General features: G+C 43.7%; 17 protein-coding genes and 1 pseudogene. 6 read left to right on the plus strand and 12 right to left on the minus strand.

Going from position 1 to position 23,483, the window contains the following annotated elements; genetic code table 11:
- Nucleotides 1–40 precede the first annotated feature (40 nt).
- From rseP to rpsB, 9 genes are all read right to left on the minus strand, one after another.
- Nucleotides 41–1,399 carry a sigma E protease regulator RseP gene (rseP, locus tag HII16_RS10700; RefSeq protein WP_169130021.1) on the minus strand — a complete coding sequence of 453 codons (1,359 nt, stop codon included), beginning with the start codon at nt 1,397–1,399 and terminating at the stop codon, nt 41–43.
- Nucleotides 1,399–2,604 carry a 1-deoxy-D-xylulose-5-phosphate reductoisomerase gene (gene ispC, locus HII16_RS10705; RefSeq protein ID WP_169130022.1) on the minus strand — a complete coding sequence of 402 codons (1,206 nt, stop codon included), beginning with the start codon at nt 2,602–2,604 and terminating at the stop codon, nt 1,399–1,401. Before ispC ends, rseP begins: the two co-directional genes overlap by 1 nt.
- A gap of 7 nt (nt 2,605–2,611) precedes the next feature.
- Nucleotides 2,612–3,478 (minus strand): CDP-archaeol synthase, encoded by an 867-nt coding sequence (locus HII16_RS10710; RefSeq protein WP_169130023.1) that lies wholly within the window; start codon nt 3,476–3,478, stop codon nt 2,612–2,614.
- A 3-nt stretch (nt 3,479–3,481) separates the two neighbouring features.
- A complete protein-coding gene (locus HII16_RS10715) occupies nt 3,482–4,249 on the minus strand; it encodes an isoprenyl transferase (RefSeq protein WP_169130024.1) in 768 nt (255 codons plus the stop codon).
- Nucleotides 4,250–4,333: 84 nt separating this feature from the next.
- Entirely contained in the window at nt 4,334–4,891 is a 558-nt protein-coding gene (gene frr, locus HII16_RS10720; protein WP_169130025.1) for a ribosome recycling factor, read from the minus strand.
- A 51-nt stretch (nt 4,892–4,942) separates the two neighbouring features.
- Entirely contained in the window at nt 4,943–5,686 is a 744-nt protein-coding gene (pyrH, locus tag HII16_RS10725) for a UMP kinase (RefSeq protein ID WP_169130026.1), read from the minus strand.
- Nucleotides 5,687–5,834: 148 nt separating this feature from the next.
- Nucleotides 5,835–6,224, minus strand: coding sequence for a hypothetical protein (locus tag HII16_RS10730; RefSeq protein WP_169130027.1), 390 nt, complete (start codon nt 6,222–6,224; stop codon nt 5,835–5,837).
- Between the two features lie 171 nt (nt 6,225–6,395).
- Nucleotides 6,396–7,247: a translation elongation factor Ts gene (gene tsf / locus HII16_RS10735; protein WP_135439808.1), complete on the minus strand. Its 852-nt coding sequence runs from the start codon at nt 7,245–7,247 to the stop codon at nt 6,396–6,398.
- 112 nt (nt 7,248–7,359) lie between these two features.
- On the minus strand, nt 7,360–8,088 hold the full coding sequence (gene rpsB, locus HII16_RS10740) for a 30S ribosomal protein S2 (RefSeq protein WP_135439807.1): 729 nt from the start codon (nt 8,086–8,088) through the stop codon (nt 7,360–7,362).
- A gap of 442 nt (nt 8,089–8,530) precedes the next feature.
- On the opposite strand from rpsB, the gene map reads away from it, so the two are divergent.
- From map to dapD, 3 genes are all read left to right on the plus strand, one after another.
- Nucleotides 8,531–9,376 (plus strand): type I methionyl aminopeptidase, encoded by an 846-nt coding sequence (gene map, locus HII16_RS10745; protein ID WP_169130028.1) that lies wholly within the window; start codon nt 8,531–8,533, stop codon nt 9,374–9,376.
- 117 nt (nt 9,377–9,493) lie between these two features.
- A complete protein-coding gene (gene glnD, locus HII16_RS10750; RefSeq protein ID WP_169130029.1) occupies nt 9,494–12,115 on the plus strand; it encodes a [protein-PII] uridylyltransferase in 2,622 nt (873 codons plus the stop codon).
- 81 nt (nt 12,116–12,196) lie between these two features.
- Nucleotides 12,197–13,027, plus strand: a complete 831-nt coding sequence (dapD, locus tag HII16_RS10755; protein WP_135439804.1) for a 2,3,4,5-tetrahydropyridine-2,6-dicarboxylate N-succinyltransferase — start codon at nt 12,197–12,199, stop codon at nt 13,025–13,027.
- 126 nt (nt 13,028–13,153) lie between these two features.
- Here dapD and HII16_RS10760 read toward each other — a convergent pair whose 3' ends face one another.
- A complete protein-coding gene (locus HII16_RS10760; RefSeq protein WP_169130030.1) occupies nt 13,154–14,182 on the minus strand; it encodes a zinc-binding alcohol dehydrogenase family protein in 1,029 nt (342 codons plus the stop codon).
- Nucleotides 14,183–14,526: 344 nt separating this feature from the next.
- Between HII16_RS10760 and HII16_RS10765 the strand changes: the two genes are divergently transcribed.
- Entirely contained in the window at nt 14,527–15,543 is a 1,017-nt protein-coding gene (locus tag HII16_RS10765) for a DUF1214 domain-containing protein (protein WP_169130032.1), read from the plus strand.
- A gap of 166 nt (nt 15,544–15,709) precedes the next feature.
- On the opposite strand, the pseudogene HII16_RS16940 reads toward HII16_RS10765, so the two are convergent.
- Nucleotides 15,710–16,564: pseudogene (locus HII16_RS16940) on the minus strand (enoyl-CoA hydratase/isomerase family protein).
- 233 nt (nt 16,565–16,797) lie between these two features.
- The gene (locus HII16_RS10775; RefSeq protein ID WP_169130034.1) at nt 16,798–18,615 is read right to left on the minus strand and encodes a DEAD/DEAH box helicase; all 1,818 of its coding nucleotides are present in this window, start codon (nt 18,613–18,615) and stop codon (nt 16,798–16,800) included.
- A 642-nt stretch (nt 18,616–19,257) separates the two neighbouring features.
- Here HII16_RS10775 and HII16_RS10780 point away from each other — a divergent pair.
- Entirely contained in the window at nt 19,258–22,359 is a 3,102-nt protein-coding gene (locus HII16_RS10780; RefSeq protein WP_169130036.1) for an efflux RND transporter permease subunit, read from the plus strand.
- Nucleotides 22,360–22,379: 20 nt separating this feature from the next.
- Complete coding sequence (locus HII16_RS10785; protein ID WP_169130038.1) at nt 22,380–23,441, plus strand: efflux RND transporter periplasmic adaptor subunit; 1,062 nt, start codon at nt 22,380–22,382, stop codon at nt 23,439–23,441.
- Nucleotides 23,442–23,483: the final 42 nt, after the last annotated feature.

Raw genomic sequence — 23,483 nt, forward strand, 5'->3', positions numbered from 1 at the left:
TTTAATCAACTTTTCATGTTATGCGGCTAAAGCCGTCTTGTCAGAGTCTGGATACGTCATTGACGATAGCGATGCTCATCAAGGTCAACAATACCAGCGCTCCAATTTTAAATCCTATTTCCTGCACTTTTTCGGAAACCGGCTTGCCGGTTACCAGTTCAATGGAATAGTAAAGCAAATGTCCGCCATCCAATATAGGTAACGGTAACAGGTTAATAATCCCTAGATTGACACTTATCAGAGCGAGAAAGCTAAGAAAGTATACTAAACCTACCCCGGCGCTGCTACCCGCCCCCTGGGCTATGGCTATTGGACCACTTAAGTTATTGACACTGACCTGACCGGTAAATAATTTACCAATCATATCAAAACTGAGAACGATTAGATTCCAAGTACTATCAACAGCCTTCCCTGCGGCTTCGATTGGCCCGTAGGCAATCTCAACTTTGTGGCTCTCTGGCCAAGGCGATAATGTTGGCGATAATCCAACATAACCTAGACTACGACCCTCGTTATCGGTCTGAGTTCCCACAAGAACATTAATTGTTTGCTCTTGTCCTGCGCGAACCACAGTAATTGCCACTGAACGATTTGGATTTTGCACAATAGTATCCACAAATCGCTGCCAATTACCATCTATTTTCTGACCATTGACTGCGATTATTTCATCTTCGAGTAAAATTCCAGCATTTGCGGCTGCTTGATTTTCAACAACACGCGCAACAATCGGCATTATTTCTGGCATAAAAGGGCTAAAACCAAGGCTCTGCATAGCGGTGGTTTCGCTCGGTTCAAACTGCCAATCTCGGGTGTCAAGCGTATGTTTTTGCACGTAAGTTGTATCGCTTGCACGGGTCTCTATTTCTATCTTAGGATCGCCGATATGACCAACTAAGCCCATATTCACCGCTTGCCAATCTAATGTGCGTTTATCGGCGATGCTGATGATTTCACTTTCTGAGGTAATGCCAGCTTGAGCTGCGATTGAATTCGCTTCGACCTCACCAACGATAGGTTTAAGATTGGTCATGCCAATCAAAAACATTATATAGAACGCCACGATAGCAAATAAGAAGTTTGCAATTGGTCCGGCGGCGACAATAGCGATACGTTGATAGACTGATTTACCATCAAATGCGTAAGGCTTATCTGCCTCGCTAACATCATCAACACGACCGTCAAGCATTTTGACATAGCCACCTAGGGGAATTAAGGCGACAACATATTCGGTCCCCTGCTTGTCGAAACGACGCCACAAGGTTTTACCAAAACCAACGGAAAATCTCTCTACTCGAACACCACATTTTCGTGCAACCCAAAAATGGCCATATTCATGCACGGTCACTAATAGACCTAAAGCAACAACAAATGAACCGAGGTTCCAGAGAAATTCAAACATCAAATACGTTCCTTTATGGTCTCAACTAATACCACTGCCGCATGTCTTGCCTGACTGTCCAATTGCAGCACACCATCAATACAATCGATATCGGTATCCTTAAATTGCTGCATTACGTCAGCGTTAATACAAGCGATATCAGTAAATTTTATTTGTTCTTGTAAAAAAGCCTCTACCGCAACTTCATTCGCAGCATTCAAGGCGGTACACGCGCCCTGACCGGCGCGACAGGCTTCTATGGCCAATTTTAAATTCGGGTAGCGCTCAAAATCGGCTTCACCGAATTCAAAGTTTTGACAACGGAAAAAGTCAAAAGGTTCGACGCCAGCGTCAATACGTTGTGGATAAGCCATGGCATGAGCAATCGGTGTGCGCATATCAGGGTTACCCATTTGCGCGATTACTGAGCCATCTTTGTATTGCACCATCGAATGAATCGTCGATTGTGGGTGCAATACGACTTGAATATCATCGGGACTCAGATTAAATAGCCATTTTGCTTCAATGAACTCTAAACCTTTGTTCATCATGGTCGCAGAGTCGACAGATATTTTTCGGCCCATATCCCAGTTAGGGTGAGCGCAAGCCTGAGCAGGGGTTATGGCATTAAACTGTTCTAACGGCAATGTTCTAAATGGACCACCAGAGCCGGTCAATAAGACCTTACTGATGCCGTTATCTTTGATATGTGCACTGCCTATGCCTTTTTGCATTGGCTTTGGTAGACACTGAAATATGGCGTTATGCTCGCTATCAATCGGTAATAGCGTGGCATTAGAATCATGCAGAGCATCGATAAAAATCTGCCCTGATGTGACCAAGGCTTCTTTGTTAGCCAGTAACACTTTTTTATCGGCTTTAACCGCTTCAAGAGTCGGCAATAAACCACTCGCACCGACAATGGCGGCCATTACGATATCGACCTGCGGCTCTCTAACCAAGGCAATTAGTGCCTGTTGACCTTGTAACACTTGAATCTGGTGGTCGCCACTTTCCATTAACTTAAGCTTTAATTGCTCAGCCGCTTGCGAATCGACCATGACCACGGTTTGTGGCTTAAACTCAAGACACAATTGATGCATTTGTGCGACGCGTTGATTAGCACTCAGACTGATCACGCGGTACTTGTCGGGGTGACGACGCACAATATCAAGAGTATTGAAACCAATGGAGCCGGTGGCTCCAAGGACGGATAAGCCTTGCATTAACCGACTACCAACCAAATAAAATCAAGCAAAGTGCAAAGACTGGCGCTGTTGCCGTTAGACTATCGATACGGTCGAGCACACCGCCATGACCTGGCAATATGCTGCCACTGTCTTTTACGCCCGCTTGGCGCTTAAGCATGCTTTCGGTAAGATCGCCAACCACGGACACCGTACTAATAAGTAAGGCCAATGCGACGACTTTAGCGATTTGTATACCGCTCCAACCAAACACTAGACCAGCTATAATCGCGACCAGTGCTGCACTTAACACACCACCGATAAAACCTTCAATGGTTTTACCTGGGCTAACATTTGGCATAAGTTTATTTTTACCAAATCGCTTGCCGGCAAAATAAGCACCGATGTCCGCACTCCACACCATGGCAAACAATAACAATATTAAATAGGTACCGTGATATTCATCCAATGTGTAGTTGTTGGCGCGCAATGTTAAAAACGCTAACCAGGTTGGCGCTAGGGTGAGCATACCAAACACACCACGCACACTGCGATGGCTGCTCCAAAAATCAGAATGTCTTGGGTATTTAAAAATCATGATGGCGCTAATCGCCCACCAACAACAAGAGATTGATAAAACAAACACAACCCAAGGGTTAATATTGCCAACCAAGCTCCACACGTCTTGCGGTGGTATAATGTACCACATCGCTAAGATACTGATAATCAAAGCACTGACAAAACCAATGCGACGTGGCTTGGTATCGAAGCCCATTAATGGCCCCCACTCCCATGCACCAATTGCCAATACGGCCATGAGAATGGCGGCAAGGTTTTGCAAAGATAAGAAGAAAATAGCCGCTATCGCCAGAGGCGCCAATACTGCAGCTGTAATAATACGTTGCTTTAACAAACGTTAATCCTTTTCAGTTTTCTCGGCCTTTACCTGATCACCGGTTTTACCGAAGCGTCGCTCCCGATCGGAATATGATAGCAGCGCTGTTTCAAACGCTTGTTCCTTGAAGTCGGGCCATAATGTTTCGGTAAAATAAAACTCCGCATAGGCCGCTTGCCAAAGCAAGAAGTTGCTTATGCGATAGTCTCCCCCAGTCCTGATCAACATATCGAGTTCAGGTAAATCCGCTAAATTAATGTACTGATTAAGCAAATGCTCATCAATGTCGTTTACGTCGATGTCTCCCGCCAGAGCATGTTGAGCAATTTTTTGCGTTGCCTTGGCTATGTCCCAACGCCCGCCATAATTGGCCGCGATGGACAACACCATTGCATCATTATTTTTCGTTAGCTGCTCAGCATCAACGATCTTTTTTTGTAATTTTTCTGAGAAACGACGTTTATCGCCTATCAATTGGAAACGAATATTGTTGTTATGTAATCGTTTGACTTCTCTGGTCAACACAAACATAAACAAATCCATTAATACACTTACTTCATCTTTTGGTCGCATCCAGTTTTCAGAACTGAAGGCGAACAAGGTAAGTGCTTTAACTCCCATTTTTCTTGCCTTTGTTACACAGGCACGTACCGATTCTACGCCAGCCTTATGGCCTGCGACACGAACCTTACCCTGCTGCTGTGCCCAACGACCATTACCATCCATGATAATAGCCACATGTTGTGGCAGTGACGCATGCTCAATATTGTTATTGTTACTTATTGTCACATCTCATCCATTTAACAAAATGCCGCAAACTCATTATCTGTCATACAGACGCTAAGTTTACGGCTTTTACTTGAACATGAAGGATTAGATTTCCATCAGTTCTTTTTCTTTTGCTGCTGCAAGTTCGTCTGCTTGCTTAACGAATTCATCGGTAATCTTTTGAATTTCATCTTCAGCTTGACGCGCTTCATCATCACTGATGTCTTTATCTTTATTTAATGACTTGATGTCTGAGTTAGCATCACGGCGAATATTACGAATGGCAATTTTACCATTCTCGATTTCACCACCAACAACTTTAACCAAATCGCGACGACGCTCTTCTGTTAACGGTGGCAATGGGATGCGAATCAAGGTGCCCTGAGACGATGGGTTTAATCCCAAATCTGACGCCATGATAGCTTTTTCAACAGCACTGATCATTGACTTATCAAATACTGTAATAGCGATAGTACGTGCATCAGGCGTAGAAATAGAGCCAACCTGATTCAATGGCGTATCCACACCATAGTACTCAAGGCTGATGTTATCTAGCAAAGATGCGTGAGCACGGCCAGTACGAATTTTGTTAAGGTTTACTTTTAACGCGTCAATGCTTTTGCCCATACGGCTACGAGCATCTTGTTTAATATCGTTAATCAAAACAGTTTCCTTTTCTCTTTAAACTTTGGTTTTGCTAATACTTACAAAGTATTATTTATTAATATTTTCAGCGTGATCGATCAAAGTGCCTTCTTCGCTACCCAAGATAATGGATTTTAAAGCACCTTGTTTGTTCATGTTAAATACACGAACTGGCATGGAGTGGTCACGAGCCAAGGTAAAGGCTGCTAAATCCATGACTTTTAATTCTTGATCTAAAACTTCGTTATAGGTTAGCTGAGAGTATAGTTCAGCGTCAGGATTGGTTACAGGGTCTGCAGAGTAAATACCGTCTACTTTGGTACCTTTAAATACCGCATCGGCTTCAATTTCGATACCGCGCAAACACGCTGCTGAGTCTGTCGTAAAAAATGGATTACCTGTACCTGCAGAGAAAATCACCACTCGGCCTGATTTTAACAAACTGATGGCTTCTGCCCAGTTGTATCCATCACATACACCTTTTAAGTCAATGGCTGACATCAAACGTGCGTTAACAAACGCACGGTGCAGTGCATCGCGCATGGCTAAACCATTCATTACCGTTGCTAGCATACCCATTTGGTCGCCAACAACTCGGTTCATACCTGCCGCCGCCAATCCAGCACCGCGGAATAGATTACCGCCACCGATGACAAGACCAACTTGCACGCCCATTTCGACTAATTCTTTAATTTCTTGTGCCATGCGATCTAGAATCTTTGGATCGATTCCAAAGCCTTCATCACCCATTAAGGCTTCACCACTAAGTTTAAGTAAAATACGACGATACGTTGGTTTTGGTGTTAGGCTCATACTTGCTAATCCTATTTCTATGGTGTCTGGCGGTTTGCTATGGGTAAATGCCCCAAACCAGCATGATTAGTATAAAATTTATACACAATTCAATTGCATAATTAAATCTGCGCTATTTTAATACCTATTATCACAATTATCCACTGCTTTATGGCATGCGGCTCTTAGGGAGCATGATAATACAGGCCACCAGCAGCGCAGGGATGGCTACCGCTGCGGTAAGAGGTACTTGAAAGGTATATAGGTCTATACGGATGGTGACGTGGATCAGAGTCGGTGCCATCACCATCAACAGGTACTTGACGCCCTTAACATCATAAAGATAACGCCCAAGGCCAAGAAAAAATACCGTCACAGTAATACTGATCGCGACAATCAAAGAAATGGAATACTCATCATAACTCAGCGCTTGATCAAAACCGACATACTCAGGGACGTACAAAAACGGTTGATATTCGACAAGAAAATAAAAAAAACCGGTGATGATACCACCAAAACCTAGCGATATTATTTCTCGTAAATACTTGCCAGTAAACACATTCGTTCCATATGCATTGCTATTATATTCATTTATAGAGCCATCATAACAGCGCTGACAGGCATCATCAATGCGCAATCTGACAACAATTTCAGGCAATAAAAAACCCCGCTTTAGCGGGGTTTTAAAAAGTCAGAAGATGACGTTATCGGTTGTAATCAACCAATAAAATTACTCACCTTTAGCAGCAGCGATTTGCGCTTCTACTTCAGCTGCGAAATCTTCTTCTTTCTTCTCGATACCTTCACCAACTTCTAGGCGAACGAAATTCGAAACAGAAACACCTTTCTCTTTAAGAACGTCACCAACAGTGCGCTTAGGTTCCATGATGAATGCTTGACCAGTCAAAGAGATCTCGCCAGTGAATTTCTTCATACGGCCAGTAACCATCTTCTCAGCGATTTCAGCAGGCTTGCCTTCGTTCATCGCGATGTCGATTTGGATAGATTTCTCTTTTTCAACTACGTCAGCTGGAACGTCTTCAGGGTTAACGTACTCAGGCTTTGAAGCAGCAACGTGCATTGCAACGTGCTTCAAGCTTTCTGCGTCACCTTCACCAGACACAACAACACCGATAGTGCCACCGTGGATGTAAGACGCTAGAGCTGCACCTTCGATGTACTCAACACGACGAACGTTCATGTTTTCACCGATTTTAGCAACTAGAGCAACACGAGTTTCTTCAAAGTGTGCTTTAAGCGCATCGATAGATGGCTTGTTAGCGATCGCGTAATCAGCAACTTCGTTAGCAAAACCAAGGAAGTTAGAATCTTTAGCAACGAAGTCAGTTTGACAGTTAACTTCAACTAGTGCCGCAACACCTTCAGCTTGCTTGATGATGATTGCGCCTTCAGCTGCGATGTTACCCGCTTTTTTAGCCGCTTTAGCTTGACCAGACTTACGCATGTTTTCAATCGCAAGTTCCATGTCACCGTCAGCTTCTTGAAGAGCTTTTTTACAATCCATCATGCCCGCGCCAGTGCGGTCACGTAATTCTTTAACGTCTTTAGCAGTAATTGCCATGACTTATTCCTCTAAATATCTGTATTTTTTCATGCGAAAGGGAAAGAATTCCCTTTCCTTAAAGGGTATCAGCCACAGATGTCAAAGAGATGACACCTGTGACATGCAGCAATTATTCAGCTTCTACGAAACCGTCTTTTTCTGCTGCAACGGCGATGTTTGTATCGCGACCTTCGATTACTGCGTTAGCTGCAGACTCAAGGTATAGGCTAACTGCACGGATAGCATCATCGTTACCAGGAACGATATAGTCAACGCCATCAGGGTTTGAGTTAGTATCAACAACTGCAACTACAGGAATACCTAAGTTGTTTGCTTCTTTAATAGCAATGTGCTCGTGGTCAGCATCGATAACGAAGATAGCGTCAGGTAGGCCACCCATGTTTTTGATACCACCAAGGCTTTTCTCAAGCTTTTCCATTTCACGAGTACGCATCAATGCTTCTTTCTTAGTAAGAGCATCGAAAGTACCGTCTTGGCTTTGAGTTTCAAGTTCTTTTAGGCGACGAATTGATTGACGAACTGTTTTCCAGTTAGTCAACATACCACCTAACCAGCGGTGATCAACGTAGAATTGGTCACACTTGCTAGCTGCTTCACGAACTGAATCACTTGCTGCACGTTTAGTACCAACGAATAAAACTTTACCTTTCTTAGCTGAAACGTCAGCTAGGAATTGAAGAGCTTCGTTGAACATTGGAACAGTCGTTTCAAGGTTGATGATATGAACTTTGTCACGAGCACCGAAGATGAATGGCTTCATCTTAGGGTTCCAGTAACGAGTTTTGTGACCGAAGTGAACACCTGCTTTAAGCATGTCGCGCATAGATACGTTTGGCATTTTAAAATCCTCTTGGGGTTATGCGTTCATACATTCCATATCTCCGACCTATGGTTACCTTAAGGCAGGTAACAGGCACCCCGGAATATGTTCGCTGAATGTATGTGAGATTAATAAAAAATTTAATTTATCTGTGATTAACATAATACATTAACCACAGGGTTTCCTGACCACAGATAAATGCTGTTTATCAGGAGCCGTGCTTTATACCATTATTGCCAGTAAAAGAAAAGCAGAAAGTACATAAAACGACCTAAATCTAGTGTCTTAGGGCATTTTTTTTAACGGTCACAGCCAAGACCGTTAAATTTCATGGCGTGCAGGTGCTTTTTCAATAAAGCTGGGTTATTATTTAGTCTTTTAAAATATTGATTTCGCAGGCTTTGATTCCCCTAGACGATTATCCTAGACAAACGCCTGTCGCTAACCACTGAGGAAACTGATGAGTATTGCTATTAAAACGCAAGATGAAATCGAAAAAATGCGTGTAGCTGGTAAACTGGCTGCTCAGGTTCTGCAAATGATTGAGCCTCATGTAAAAGCCGGTGTAACAACCGCTGAGCTAGACCAAATTTGTGCCGACTTCACCGCCGAAAACAATGCCTTATCTGCACCATTAAATTATGGTGCGGATCAAAATGGCGAAGGTGGTTTCCCAAAATCCATTTGTACATCAGTCAATCATGTGGTTTGTCACGGCATTCCATCTGCGCATATTCTGCAAGATGGTGATATCGTCAACATCGATATTACCGTTAAAATTAGCCTAGATGATGACACGACAGCCGAGCAAGATCGCACTTACTTTCACGGTGACACCTCGAAAATGTTTCTGATTGGCGACGTATCGCCAGAGAATCGACGTTTATGTCGTATTACTCAAGAAAGCCTATATGCGGCCATTAAAAAGGTAAAGCCAGGCAATACCTTTGCCGATATCGGTGCGACCATTCAAAAATACATAAAAAAAGCTGGCCGTTACGGCATTGTAAAAGACTTTTGCGGTCACGGTATTGGCAGTGTGTTCCATGAAGAGCCACAAATACTGCACTACAAAAATGCCGATAACCGTAAAATGCAGCCTGGTATGATTTTTACCATAGAACCAATGATCAACTTGGGTAAAGGCGGCACGGTATTAGACAAAGACGACGGTTGGACAGCCTACACAGTGGACGGTAAAAACTCAGCACAATGGGAACATACGATATTAGTGACCAATACAGGTTGTGAAATACTGACCTTACGTGATGACGAAAAAGGTATTCAACGCATCATGCATAACTAGTAGACAATAAAGCCTTGACTTAGATATTGAGTCAGGGCTTTTTTATTGCCTAAACAGACTGACCTACTAAGTGCTAATAAACTAAAACCATATACTTGATATAGGCTGCGACGTTTCATGTTACATAACCCAATAATACCTGCACACCTCACCAGCAAACTTGCTCCGGCGGCATTGGCTTTATCCACCAGCGAACTGGTCGAACTCGGCCAAGAGTTTTACCAATGGTTGATTGACAATTTTCACAAATATGAAATCACAGCCCTAGTTCACGCTCGAGCCGACTTTGTTGATCAGGTTTTGCAAAAGGTATGGTGTCAACACCATTTGGACGAACATCAAATCAGCCTACTCGCGGTTGGCGGTTATGGTCGAGGCGAGTTACATCCGCATTCAGATGTCGACATTTTGATTCTGACCCAGTCCAAAATCAGTAAAGAATTGGAACACTATATAGCAGCGTTTATAACCGAGTTATGGGATATTCGACTCGATATTGGTCATAGCGTGCGCAGTGTGAAGGAGTGTGTAACACGCGCTAAAGCCGATGTTACGATTGCCACAAACTTACTTGAATCGCGTTTGATCTGTGGCAATACCATGCTTGAAGAGCAATTACGCCCGCACCTAAATAAAAAAGAGTTTTGGCCTTCGGATAAGTTTTTTATTGCCAAACGCGACGAACAAAAACAGCGTCACCAACAATACCGAGGTGCCGCTTATACCCTAGAGCCTAATTTGAAAGCCAACCCAGGTGGCCTGCGTGATATTCAAACCATAAGCTGGGTAGCCAAGCGTCACTTCCTTGCCAATACCATTCAGCAATTGGTCGAACACGATTACTTATCAGACAATGAACTGGCCGAACTGATAGAGTGTCAGGATTATTTATGGCGTATGCGCTTTTGTTTGCATATCGTCGCTGGGCGCAGTGAAAATCGCCTGTTGTTTGATTATCAGGGCGACGTGGCCAACATGATGGGGTTTGGTGATGATGGTAAACCGGCGGTTGAACGTATGATGAAACGCTTTTTCCGTATCATTAACTCCATTAACGAATTAAATGAAATGTTATTACAACATTTTGAGCAAGGCATTCTCGGTAAAGACCAACACGTTACTCCGGTTGATATCGACAAACATTTTGAGCAAGTTGGCACACTTATTCGAGTCAAAAACAGACGTGGCTTTATTCGCCATTCGATGTTTTTAAAATTGTTTATCGCGATAGCTGATAACCCTAAAATTAAAGGTATTCACTCGCAGACCATTCGTAATATGCGAAATACCCGTCGCCGATTAATTGGTGGTCTTAATGATTACGCGACCTGCCGTACATTATTTATGGAACTGATGCGTCATCCAAATGGCTTAGGACGCGCTTTTAACTTAATGCATCGTCACGAAATCTTAGCCAATTACTTACCGGAATGGCAGAGTATTGTTGGTCAAATGCAATTTGATTTGTTTCACGCTTATTCCGTTGATGAACACAGTTACCGACTGATCAAAAACCTGTATCGTTTTTCTTTGCCTGAGCATAATCACGAATTTCCATTGTGCTCGACCATAGCGCAAAAAATTCGCAAGCCTGAGCTGTTATATATCGCCGGTATTTTTCATGATATCGCCAAAGGTCGAGGCGGTGATCACAGTAAATTAGGCGCAGTTGATGCTTTGGCTTTTGGTAAAGTTCATAAGATGTCAGAGCATGATTCTCGTCTCGTCGCTTGGTTAGTACAGCATCACTTATTAATGTCGGTTACGGCGCAACGAAAAGATATTTCAGATCCTGAAGTTATTGCCAAATTCGCTAGCGTAGTGCGAGATGAAAATAGACTGGACTATCTATACTGCTTAACCGTCGCGGACATGCGTGCCACTAACGAAAGCTTATGGAACAGTTGGAAGTCTAATTTATTGCAGGAGCTGTACTTTGCGACAAAAGCGGCATTTAGACGCGGTTTGGAAAAACCGGTTGAATTACGCACTAAAATTCGTGAAAACCGCCAAAAAGCCTTGGAGAAAGTTGCCGAGCAAGGTATTGATCTTGAATCAGTAAAAACGTTATGGAAGCAGCTCAAGCCAGATTACTTCTTGCGCTACACGCCGACGCAGCAAGCTTGGCATGCGCGGCACATTCTCAGTCATGATAAGCAAAAACCCTTGGTGATAATCAGCGAAAAACCTTATCGAGGTGGTACCGAAGTATTCGTCTACACCAAAGACAAAAGCAATATATTTGCCACCATCGTATCGGTGTTATCGGCGAAGAAGCTGTCTATTCATGACGCAAAAATCATGACATCAAAAGACGGTTACACCTTAAACACCTTTGTTGTGCTAGATGGTAAAGGACATCCTTTGAAAGACCTTTATTACTTGGACAACATCAAGACAACATTGAATCAGTACTTGACCGAAGGTGAAGCCATAGACGTTTCCAATAAGCCGATCCCGAGTAAGCTCAAGCAGTTTAAAGTGCGCACTAAGATCAGTTTCATTAAGCACAATAATCCCAATGTCTGCTCAATCGAAGTAGTCGCAATGGATAGACCTGGTTTACTCGCTGATATTGGTCAGGTTTTTCAGGAGTGTGATGTTATTGTTCACACCGCAAAAATCAGTACCTATGGTGAGCGAGTTGAAGATATTTTTATCGTTTCAAATAAAAATGAACAGGCACTATCAATTGACGAGCAAAATCAGTTAGAATCACGACTTTGTGAAATGGCGTAGCACCCGTCAACACGCGCAACAGTGAATATAAGAATAATAAATAACAGATCAAAATTTAGTTAATTATCTTTAGGAAATAGTATGAGTTCTCTACAGCAAATTATTGAACAGGCGTTCGAAAACCGTGCCGATATTACCCCTTCATCGGTAGCGCCTGATGTTAAACAGGCGATCCTTGACGCTCTGGAAATGCTGAATAATGGTACTGCTCGCGTCGCTGAAAAAGTTGACGGTGAGTGGGTTGTAAATCAATGGCTTAAAAAAGCGGTATTGTTGTCTTTCCGTATCTGGGACAACGAAGTTATTGAAGACGGCGACAAGAACGGCAAGTTCTTCGATAAAGTACCAATGAAATACAAAGATTATGATCACGCCCGTTTTGCTGACGAAGGTGTTCGCGTGGTACCAGGTGCCTCTGTTCGTGCCGGTTCATTTATCGGTAAAAATGTGGTTGTCATGCCATCATTCGTTAATATTGGTGCGTTTGTAGATGAAGGTACCATGGTTGATACATGGGCGACTGTCGGTAGCTGTGCACAAATTGGTAAAAATGTTCACCTTTCTGGTGGTGTTGGTATTGGTGGTGTACTTGAACCTCTGCAAGCAGGCCCTACAATTATCGAAGACAATTGTTTCATTGGTGCGCGCTCAGAAATCGTTGAAGGTGTTATTGTGGAAGAAGGCGCGGTGATTTCTATGGGTGTTTACATTGGCCAGTCGACTAAAATCGTTGACCGCGAAACAGGCGAAGTTCACTTCGGTCGTGTACCTGCAGGCTCTGTTGTTGTTCCTGGTAATATCCCGTCTAAGTGCGGTACGTATAGCCTTTACGCTGCGATCATCGTTAAGAAAGTTGACGCGAAAACTCTTGGCAAGACAGGTCTAAACGAATTGCTACGTACTATCGACTAAGTCTTTGCAGCTAAGTACTAGCGGCTAAGTACTGCAAATAAGTACTAACGACTACGCATTGTATACAAACATTTATAAAAAAAGGGCTGAATATTCAGCCCTTTTTTTATAAATGTTTGTCGATCCTTAAAAGCCCTCTAATACTATCTTACCTTTGGCTTTTTGCGACTCCAGCAAGGCATGGGCGTTACGCAGATTTTCGGCATTAATGGTACCAAAGTTTTCCCCCATGGTGGTTTGCAATTGCCCTGCTTCAACCATACTCGCCACTTCATTTAAAATCATACTCTGACTGACCATATCGTCGGTTTGGTACATCGAGCGGGTATACATGAACTCCCAATGCAGTGATACACTTTTACTTTTTAGGGCTACCACATCCAAACTTGACGGGTCGTCAATTAAACCAAATTTACCCTGTGGTTTAATAACCTTAACGATCTCAGGCCAATGATCTTCGGTATTGGTTAAGCTCACCACATAATCAACCTCATCTATACCTGCACTGGCCAGCTCTTGTGATAATGGATTGCGATGATTAATGACCTGATGTGTGCCCAACTGTTGCAGCCAGGTTTTGGTTTCACTGCGTGACGCGGTACCAATCACCGTTAAGTTAGTCAAACTTTTCGCTAACTGCACCATAATAGAACCCACACCACCGGCCGCACCAATGATGAGTAATGTTTTGCCTTTGCCACCTTTTTCACTTCCACCTTGGCTCGTCTCTACCTGGAGTCGGTCAAACAACATTTCCCACGCCGTTAATGACGTTAACGGTAATGCCGCTGCCTGAGCATTGCTTAATGATTTAGGAGCATGACCAATAATTCGCTCATCGACCAATTGCAGTTGCGCATTACTGCCACTGCGCGTTAAATCACCAGCGTAGTACACTCTATCGCCGGCTTTACAGCGAGTCACGTTGTCACCGACTGATTTGACGATACCGACTGCATCCCAACCAAGTACTTTCCATTGACCATTTTCGGGACTAACATGTTGACGTATTTTGGTATCAACTGGGTTTACCGACACCGCTTGCACTTCAACCAGTACATCATGACCATGAGCTTGGGGCTCTTCGAGTTCGATGTCTTGTAGTGCGTTTTCATCACTAATAGGCAGTGAATGTTGATAACCGATAGCCTTCATAAAGTGTCCTTAGCAAGAGAGTAGAGAATGAAATATGCATTTAACCATTAGTGTCATAAAAGATAGGCGAAAATGAGCATTTAGTGTCGATAACATGGGCATTAATAGTGTTAATGATAGTCAATATTAACCGCTAATCAGCTTGTCCCGCCTCACCAGCCAGCACAATAAAGGGTAACGCATCAATGCAATTATGCACACAACACATATCCAGTATGCATTTTATCCGTTAGAAAAAAAACAAATCTTCAACCATAATTGTCACATATCAACTTGGTTTACTCGAAAAAAGCCCAGTAAAACATTTATTTAGTCAGATTATATATCTTTAAAGGAATCGAACCATGAAACTTAAAACATTATTAACCAGTACCGTGATGATATCGTCGCTGTTAAGTGGTGCAGCTATAGCGGATATGGCCATTGATGGTAAAGAGTATGACAAAACCATCCCAGTGACCATGGACAATTTTGACCAAGTTGAAGCCGCAGTCAATTTCAATAAGTGGGCCAGCAAGGGCATTATGAATAGCTCGGTTGATTTAACCGACTACTACCCTGCAGGACCTGCACCAACGATTCGCGCTAACCGCGATACGCTATACACCGTAGGTCTTTATGACAACCAAAACGGTATTCATATTGAGCAACCTGATAATGGTATATTTCAATCTGCCTTGGTGTTAGATGAAAATGGTTTTGCTAAAGATTACGTCTGGACGCCTGGTGGTTTTGATGTCGCTCCTTCCGATGGTTTTGTTTTGGTTATTTTTAGAATAGGTCTTGAAGAAGGTCTTGATAAAGCACGCGAAGCGCAAAAAACGTTATCTGTGACGGATTTCGGCACACGTTCATATATCACACCTCGTTATAATAAAGCCGACCGAGACGCATTATGGACCAAGTTAAACAAACAGGCTATTGGTTCCGGTATATTTCTTGAGTATGCCTACGATAAGGACACCATTGACCCGCTGACTCGCTCACTATCTAATGCGGCAGGCTGGGGTGGCATGGCATTTAGTGTCAATAACTACCAAATGTCAAACAACATCAAAGGCACACAATGTATGCAAACAACCTTTGAAGATCCACGTGTCGACGAGTTTTGGTCATTCACTTTGTACGATGCCGAGGGTTGGTTACTGCCATTAGGCGACAACGTCATCAATAGTCGAGACGCTGTAGCAAACAAAGATGGCACCTATACCGTTAGCATCAACTGCGGCGAAGACGCCATCAATAACATCACTACCGATGGTGTCGATGAATGGTCAGTGACTTGGCGCTCATATGGTTCAAGCTACAAGGTTAAATCTGGTCAGTGGAATCCTCTCAAGGATTTAAAAGCGGTAAAATAACACGTAGCGCGTAACGTCAACGTATAATACAAAGCAAAGCAGCTCTTAGGAGCTGCTTTTTTATTCTATATTTTCGGGCCTTACGGCTTTTACGGCCTTCAGGGCTTTCGATGCCTTTACAACATCATCAACAATTACCGCCCCCATTAATAGCAAACGTCATTTGTTATTCATTGTTTTGTATCGATTGGATTTGCATCACCATTACTGGCCAATTACGTTGGTTATCAATCTCAAACTGCGCGCCTTGCTCATCGGCCCTGGTGAATCGTTTAATCGCGGGGGTTGTACTGGTCGCCGGATACAACCAATATGCTTCGGCTTTTAACGCCTCGGCGATCGGTTTATCAATAGATTCATAGACCATTTGCTTGCACGCATTAATCGATTCTGCCGAAAACTGAGCGATACGAATTGCGAGGTTTTCAACATAGGGACCAATCTCATCGGGCTCCATCGCTTTGTTTATGGTGCCCCACGCTTCGGCTTCGTCGGCATCAAAATCACGAGCACTCAAGATGATTTCCATCGCTCGACCAAGACCGACCTGTCTTGCCATGCGAGATGTACCTCCGCCACAGGGTAAAATCCCCATACCAACTTCCATTTGCATGAATTTAAATTTGCCTCGCACAGCGAACCTCATGTCACAGGCTAAAGCAAACTCATGGCCACCACCGCGGGCATAGCCCTCTAATTTGGCAATCGTCGCCTGTGGTACTTTACTGATGCGCTCGCACACGACCTGTAAACCGAGTTACTGCGCCTCTTCTCGCGACACAGCTTGTTGTGCCATATCGCGAAGTAAGTTGGTGTCATAATGGCAAACCCATATCTCAGGATTAGCGGATCGGAATACCACAACTTGAACTTCTCTATCACGTTCAAGTCGCAATGCCAGACTGCTTAGATCAGCCAGCATTTCCTGTCCTTAACCATTAACAGGGCCAAAATCAAAGGTAACCCACGCGACGGCGTCTTTAACCTCGACGGTGAACGTTTGAAAATTGTTGTACTCCATTTGCGTCTCCAGAAAACACAATACATTGCGATTAAAAAATCGCGTCTTTTAACGTCAAATGACAAGACGCGCATTAACATTTGGTTAACAGCATAGCGGTATTGAGCGGAGTTGATAATGCGAGAATACTGGAATCAGTTTTTAGCTTTTATTGATAATGGCCAAGGTGTGCGATAAAAAAAGGAGACCTATGGCCTCCTTTTATCATTTATATCATGTTTGTGCTTATCAGCTTAGTGGGCGCGACGACGCTCACCTTTGTTGGTACGACGACGCGGAGCTGCTGCAACCGCTTCATCTGACACTGTGATATCAAGCTGCTTACGACGAATACGTACTGTACGTAGCTTGTTGTAAGAATCTTTCGGCATACCTTTTGGTAAATGCACGATCGAATGTTGTTCGTGCAAATCGATTTGACCAATGTATGCACTATCCAATGAGATTTCATTTGCAATGGCACCAACGATATCACCAGGACGAGCACCATGCTCTTTACCTACTTCAATACGGTATGCTTGCCAATCAACTTCTACACGAGGACCTGAACTGCGACGACGTTCACCACGATCTGGACGATTGTCATTACGTTCTGTGCGACGTTCATTACCACGTTCTGGGCGACGATCACCACGACGTTCACCGCGGTCGCTACGAGCACGGCGCTCATCACGATTGTCACGACCATCTCGACGATCATCACGCATACGACGTTCACGAGGATCTTCTTTTGGTTGTAGAGGCTGTTTAAGCTGCTTTTGATATAACAAGGCAGCGGCCAAATATTCCATGCTAAATTCAGTCTGTTCGGTCATTTGCTCAAGCACTTTCATCATGTGAGATAAATCCTGCTTAGCAGCGATGTCCATGATTTCTTTTTGCACACGTTGAACACGCTTTTTACCGATTTCTTCGATAGCTGGCATTTCAAAACTATTGATTTGACCAGAGGTAGCACGTTCGTAGTGACGCAAGTTGTACATTTCGCGAGGACGAACAAATGACAATGCGGTACCTTCGCGACCTGCACGACCGGTACGACCGATACGGTGCACGTATGATTCAGTATCGCCTGGTAAGTCATAGTTGATTACCATGTCAATGCGTGGAATATCCAAACCACGAGCAACAACATCGGTGGCGATCATCACAGAAATCTTACCGTTTTTCAGTTGATCAACCGTGCGCTCACGCTGGGCCTGGTTCATATCACCATTTAATGCAGCGCATGGGTAGCCTTGACGTTCTAATAGCTCGCTTACCGTAATCGTGTCATTACGAGTACGCACGAATATCAACATTGCATCAAAGTCTTGAGTTTCAATGATACGCTCAAGTGCAGTGTTTTTATTAACACCGGTTACTTTCCATGCCAACTGGGTGATGTTTTTCTTTGACTCTTTCTTGTGAGCGATTTTTACATGCACAGGCTTATCAAGGAAACGATCGGCAACTTTTTTGATTGCTGGCGGCATAGTGGCAGAGAACAATGCCATTTGGGTGTCTTTTGCAAGATGATCAAGAATCCACTCAATGTCTTCCAAGAACCCCATGTTTAACATCTCATCCGCTTCGTCCAATGCACAAAAGCTTACATCAGCTAGCTTTAATGTTTTACGACGCAAGTGATCCATTAAACGGCCAGGGGTACCAACAACAACTTGTGCACCTTTTTCTAGCTGTGATAATTGTGGACCGTATGATTGACCACCGTATAACGTGGCAATGCGTAAACCTTTAACGTTTTTCGCAAAGTCTTCTAACGCCTCAGCAACCTGAATCGCCAACTCACGTGTTGGAGCCAAGACTAACATTTGCGGACGACGCAATTTAGTATCAATTTTTGCTAGCGCTGGTAAACCAAACGCAGCAGTTTTACCTGTACCTGTTTGGGCTTCACCCAATACATCGTGACCTTGTAGTAAAGGAACAATGGTTTTTTCCTGAATCGGAGTTGGAACACTAAAGCCCATGTCCTTAATTGCAGATAATAAAAATTCAGGCAAGCCTAAGTCGTCAAAGCTGACGGCAGCATTGTTGGTATCAGTCATTAATAGTCTTCTATTTTAAAGGCAGCTTAGTACAGACGAGCTAAATTGTTCGTCCAGGCAAATAACTGCAAATTCATATTCGTTATCCACCTGGCGACTTATGGCGATAGTTAAGTTGTAAGCAACTTACTATTTAGACATGGGCTGGCTGCGTAATACTCAGAGAACCAGCTTAGAAGTCGGATGGCGGAAATAACCCACTCTTTGCGCAACTTATGTTGGTCAGCAAGCTTATTTAGCTTTGACCCTATTACATGTTGCAATCGAGGGCGCATCATACCTTTTTGTTAAAAATTTGCAAGTAACATTATGTAATTAATGCTCAAATAATCATCAAACATATACAAACCGCTGTTTATTAGTGACTTTTCGACATATATAGCACTGTTACTTAATTACAAGTGGATTACACTATCACCACAATTTCAGCCTTGACATCTCCCGTCATTTATCCCGTAAAAATGGCGATAGACCTAAAATGCTTTGCTGATCATGGTCTAGCTATCCATAATCAGCACAATATTGTCGGCCAACTATATTTGCCTGTGTTTACTCGATGGCAAATACATACAGCGCTCACTGTTTTTCGTTAAGCCGCGCTTAATGAATGTTCCGGCCTATCGCTACGTTAAAGGACAACGAATGAACTTAACCCGAAGTTCACTGAAAAATCCCGCAGCTGTGCTGGTGATTACCGCACTGATTTTTGTGTTTGGATTGATCAGTATCAGTAAGTTACCTATTCAGCTCACGCCAGATATTGAACAACCACAAATAACCATTTCCACCGGATGGCGCAGTGCCTCACCGCAAGAGCTTGAATCGGTGATCATCGAGCCACAAGAAAATGTGGTAAAAAACACCCGAGGTGTCACCGACGTCACCACCAATATCAATAGCGGGTTTGGTAATATCACCTTAACCTTCGATATAGGGACCAACATGCAACAAGCGATGTTGGACGTGATTAACAACCTTAATCAGGCACCACCATTACCGCTAGATGCTATGGAACCTGTCGTCGCGGCAGGTGGTGGTCGCGGTGGTCCAAATGCCGCGTCATTGTTAGTTAAGGTTGTCGAGAGCAATCCCAATAAAGACATTTCAAGCTACCAAAAAATTATTGAAGATGTGGTCGAACCGAGACTATCGCGTATCCCAGGTATTGGTCAGGTCAATCTAAATTCACGACGAGCTAAAGAATTACGTATCAGTTTTGACCCATATTTAGCTGCCGCCATGGGTATCGAAATTGGCGAAATCAGCAGTAAAATTGCGCGTTCCTCTGATATTTCAGGTGGTTTTGCCGATGTTGGTCGCCGTCAATATACAGTGCGCTTTATCGGTCAATACGACGTTAGTACGATGTTGGAAATGATCATTGGTTATCAAGATCAACGACCTATTTACTTAAAAGATATCGCTCATGTTGAAGAAACTTTAGTCGACAGGTTTGGCCTAACCCTGCGCAATGGTGCGCCAGCTTATTATATTACGGTGACTCGAAATAACGATGCCAATACCGTCAAACTGTTAGATGACATCAATCTAGCCATCAATGAATTGAATCAAGGCGTACTGGCCGATAATGGCTTAACCATTGATTTAAGTTTTGATTCATCAGTACATATTCGTAACGCGCTAACCTTGGTAAAAAGTAATCTTGGCCTCGGTGTCTTGCTTGCCTTTGCCATCTTGTGGTTATTCTTACGCGGCCTTAAACCAACCTTGATCATCGCCACCACAATTCCAGTTTCTTTGATGGTGGCGTTTTTAGCATTAAGCGTATTCGATCGTAGTTTAAATGTTATCTCCCTAGCGGGTCTGGCATTTGCTGTTGGTTTGGTGTTAGATGCGGCGATTATCGTACAAGAAAATATTGTCCGACTTCGTGCCGAAGGCATGGATAAACACAAAGCCGTTATCCGTGGCGCCACTCAGGTTACTGGAGCTTTATTTGCGTCAACCGCAACCAGTGTTGCAATTTTCTTACCTATCCTGTTTATGGAAGGCATTGAAGGTCAGTTATTTTCGGACTTAGCACTGACCTTATCGATTGCGGTCATCGCTTCGTTATTGGCGGCAATCACCGTTTTGCCTATTGCCAGTAAATACTGGTTAAAAGAATATTGCCAAGTTGACCCGATGGCGCAATATTGGCACAAGCTAACGCAATTTGTGATGCGCTTGACCGACACCACGAGTAAGCAACTTAGCTGGATAGCCTTACTGTTGGGCGGTTCATTAACGATCAGTATATTGCTTATTCCAAAAACCGACTTTATGCCTCGTGCCCCTATTGATGGCTTCTTTTTCAATATCAGTTTACCTCCTGGCGGCAACCTCAATTTTGTCGACCAAGAAATGGCACAACTGGTTAAAGAACGTATCGACCCGCACCTAAATGGTGACAAAATGCCTAAGATCAAGAGTTATAACTTCTACTCTTATGGCGCCAGCATAAGTGGTGGTTTTATCTATGCCGATGATGCAGAGCACGTCGAAGAGTTGATGGATATTGTGCAAAATGACATTTTGGCTGGATTGCCAGATACCCAAGTCTACTTATTCCGAGGTTCGATGATCAACGTCAGCGGTGGTGGTAATGGCCGTTCGATTAATATCGACATTCAAGGCTCGGATTTGGATGAGTTGATGCAAACAGCACAAGCCGGACTTGGTGCTATTCAAACTCATTTACCCGGTGTCGGTGCACAACCTGTGCCAGGCCTGTCTATGGCAGAGCCTGAGCTGCAATTATTGCCGAATGACAGACGCATCGCCCAAGCAGGATTAAACCGCAGTGACATCGCCAATGCCGTCAGAGCGTTTACCGACGGCTTATTTGTTAGCGAATACTTTGATGGTAATGAACGAATGAACGTTATTTTGCGTGGGTCGTTATGGAGTAATCCAGACGAGTTAGCGCAGATGCCTATTTATACACCGCTTGCTGGTGTGCAAACCCTCGGCGAGCTGACCGAAATTCGTCGTACCGTCGGGCCAACGCAATTGCGTCGAGTTGATGGTAAACGTACGGTGACATTAACGGTGTATCCACTTGAATCGATGTCTATGGAAGAAGCGCTCAGCGCCTTAAATAACCAAGTCATCCCTAAGATGCGCCAAGTATTGCCGAGCGATGCCAGTATCAAACTCAGTGGAAATGCCAATAAAATGGCCAATGCCATTAATGATATGCTGACCAATTTTGCTTTAGCGTTAATCATTTTATTCCTGCTAATGACGGCCTTGTTTAAGTCAGCTAAAGACAGTTTTTTAGTGTTACTGGTTATGCCATTAGCGGTTGCTGGCGGTGTGATGTCTTTGTATGTATTAAATCTGTTCAGCTTTCAGTCGTTGGATTTATTGACCATGATTGGCTTTATTATTTTGCTTGGACTGGTCGTTAACAATGCTATTTTGCTGGTCGACCAAACTCGCAGTGCCGAACGACTTGGCGCCAGTCGCAGTGACGCTGTAGCGCAAGCGGTGCGTATTCGTGCACGCCCAGTATATATGAGTACCCTGACCAGTTTATTTGGCATGTTACCTTTGATGCTCATGCCCGGCGTTGGTGCCGAAATATATCGCGGTTTGGCGACGGTCATTGTCGGTGGTATGGCAATCAGCGCCATTTTCACACTGATATTACTACCTAGTCTGCTCCGACTTGGCAGTGCTCAAGACAATCAACTTGTCAAAAGCAACACCAATGAACAACAACCTGTTGCCGTCAATTAACACGGAAATGAGAAACCATTATGAATAAGTTAACAAAAAAACTGACCGCCGTGCTGACTTCCACCTTGTTGTTAGCGACAGCTGCATGGGCTAGCGAAGCGCCTGCACCAGCGGTAAAAACCGAACAAGTAAAACAAACGAAGTTATCACCGAGTGCCAATTTACTCGGTACCGTGTATAGCCGCTCCAACATTGCCATTACCGCCGGTGTCAATGGACAGCTTACTTGGTTAGTCGAGCCAGGCACATTCGTGAGTAAAGGCGATGTATTAGTGAAAATGGATACTCTGCCACTTGAACTGATGCAACTTGAACAGCAAGCACAAATTAAACGAGAGAAAATTAATATCGGTTACCTCAAGCGTGAGTTACAGCGTCTTGAAGCATTAAAGGCCAATAATAACGCCGCTGAATTTCAATTAGACCAAACCAAATCAAAATATGAATTGGCGATGGCCGATTTAGAAATAGCTGAATTAAAGCTAAAGCAAATACACGACCAGCTAGCACGTGCTGAGATCAGCGCGCCATTTTCCGGCGTCATTACCGAACGACTAGAGCGCGAAGGCAGCGATGTGAATCGCTCACAAGTATTATTGCGTATGTTAGATACCGAAAACCTGCAAGTGCGTATGTTTGTGCCTGTGCGTTACATGCCATATTTGAACAACAAAAGCCAATTGCAGGTATTTAATGAGCAATATCAAACTATCGCCCGCATTCAAGCGATCATCCCTGCTGCCGATCAACGCTCACAGTCTTTTGAATTGCGCCTCGAGCTTGATGCTGACAGCGTAAGTCATTGGACTGCGGGACAACTGGTTAAGGTTGAAATTCCGGTACAAGCGGATCAAGAAACATTGGCCATTCATCGCGACGCATTGATTTTGCGTAAAAACCAAACCTACGTGATGAAAATAGATAAGCAAAATATTGCTCACAAGATGACAGTGAATGTCGGTCAAGGACAAGGAGATTGGGTTGCCATCGAAGGTGAGCTTAGCGAAGGCGATCGTGTTGCGGTTCGCGGTGCTGAACGTTTGCGCGATGGACAAAAAGTGAACGTGCAAAGTAAGTCATAGGCGAGCACTCAGCGCCAAAGATAAAGCCTTATTTTTCACGAC

This window comes from Thalassotalea sp. Y01, from assembly GCF_012932945.1.
Classification (GTDB): Bacteria; Pseudomonadota; Gammaproteobacteria; order Enterobacterales; family Alteromonadaceae; genus Thalassotalea_A.

What these genes read in the sequence shown, in the direction of transcription:
- HII16_RS10785 (WP_169130038.1), top strand. Translation starts at nt 22,380, where the DNA reads ATGAATAAGTTAACAAAAAAACTGACCGCCGTGCTGACTTCCACCTTG.
- glnD (WP_169130029.1), top strand. Translation starts at nt 9,494, where the DNA reads ATGTTACATAACCCAATAATACCTGCACACCTCACCAGCAAACTTGCT.
- HII16_RS10780 (WP_169130036.1), top strand. Translation starts at nt 19,258, where the DNA reads ATGAACTTAACCCGAAGTTCACTGAAAAATCCCGCAGCTGTGCTGGTG.
- dapD (WP_135439804.1), top strand. Translation starts at nt 12,197, where the DNA reads ATGAGTTCTCTACAGCAAATTATTGAACAGGCGTTCGAAAACCGTGCC.
- tsf (WP_135439808.1), bottom strand. Translation starts at nt 7,247, where the DNA reads ATGGCAATTACTGCTAAAGACGTTAAAGAATTACGTGACCGCACTGGC.
- rseP (WP_169130021.1), bottom strand. Translation starts at nt 1,399, where the DNA reads ATGTTTGAATTTCTCTGGAACCTCGGTTCATTTGTTGTTGCTTTAGGT.
- HII16_RS10775 (WP_169130034.1), bottom strand. Translation starts at nt 18,615, where the DNA reads ATGACTGATACCAACAATGCTGCCGTCAGCTTTGACGACTTAGGCTTG.
- HII16_RS10765 (WP_169130032.1), top strand. Translation starts at nt 14,527, where the DNA reads ATGAAACTTAAAACATTATTAACCAGTACCGTGATGATATCGTCGCTG.
- ispC (WP_169130022.1), bottom strand. Translation starts at nt 2,604, where the DNA reads ATGCAAGGCTTATCCGTCCTTGGAGCCACCGGCTCCATTGGTTTCAAT.
- map (WP_169130028.1), top strand. Translation starts at nt 8,531, where the DNA reads ATGAGTATTGCTATTAAAACGCAAGATGAAATCGAAAAAATGCGTGTA.
- rpsB (WP_135439807.1), bottom strand. Translation starts at nt 8,088, where the DNA reads ATGCCAAACGTATCTATGCGCGACATGCTTAAAGCAGGTGTTCACTTC.
- pyrH (WP_169130026.1), bottom strand. Translation starts at nt 5,686, where the DNA reads ATGAGCCTAACACCAAAACCAACGTATCGTCGTATTTTACTTAAACTT.
- HII16_RS10760 (WP_169130030.1), bottom strand. Translation starts at nt 14,182, where the DNA reads ATGAAGGCTATCGGTTATCAACATTCACTGCCTATTAGTGATGAAAAC.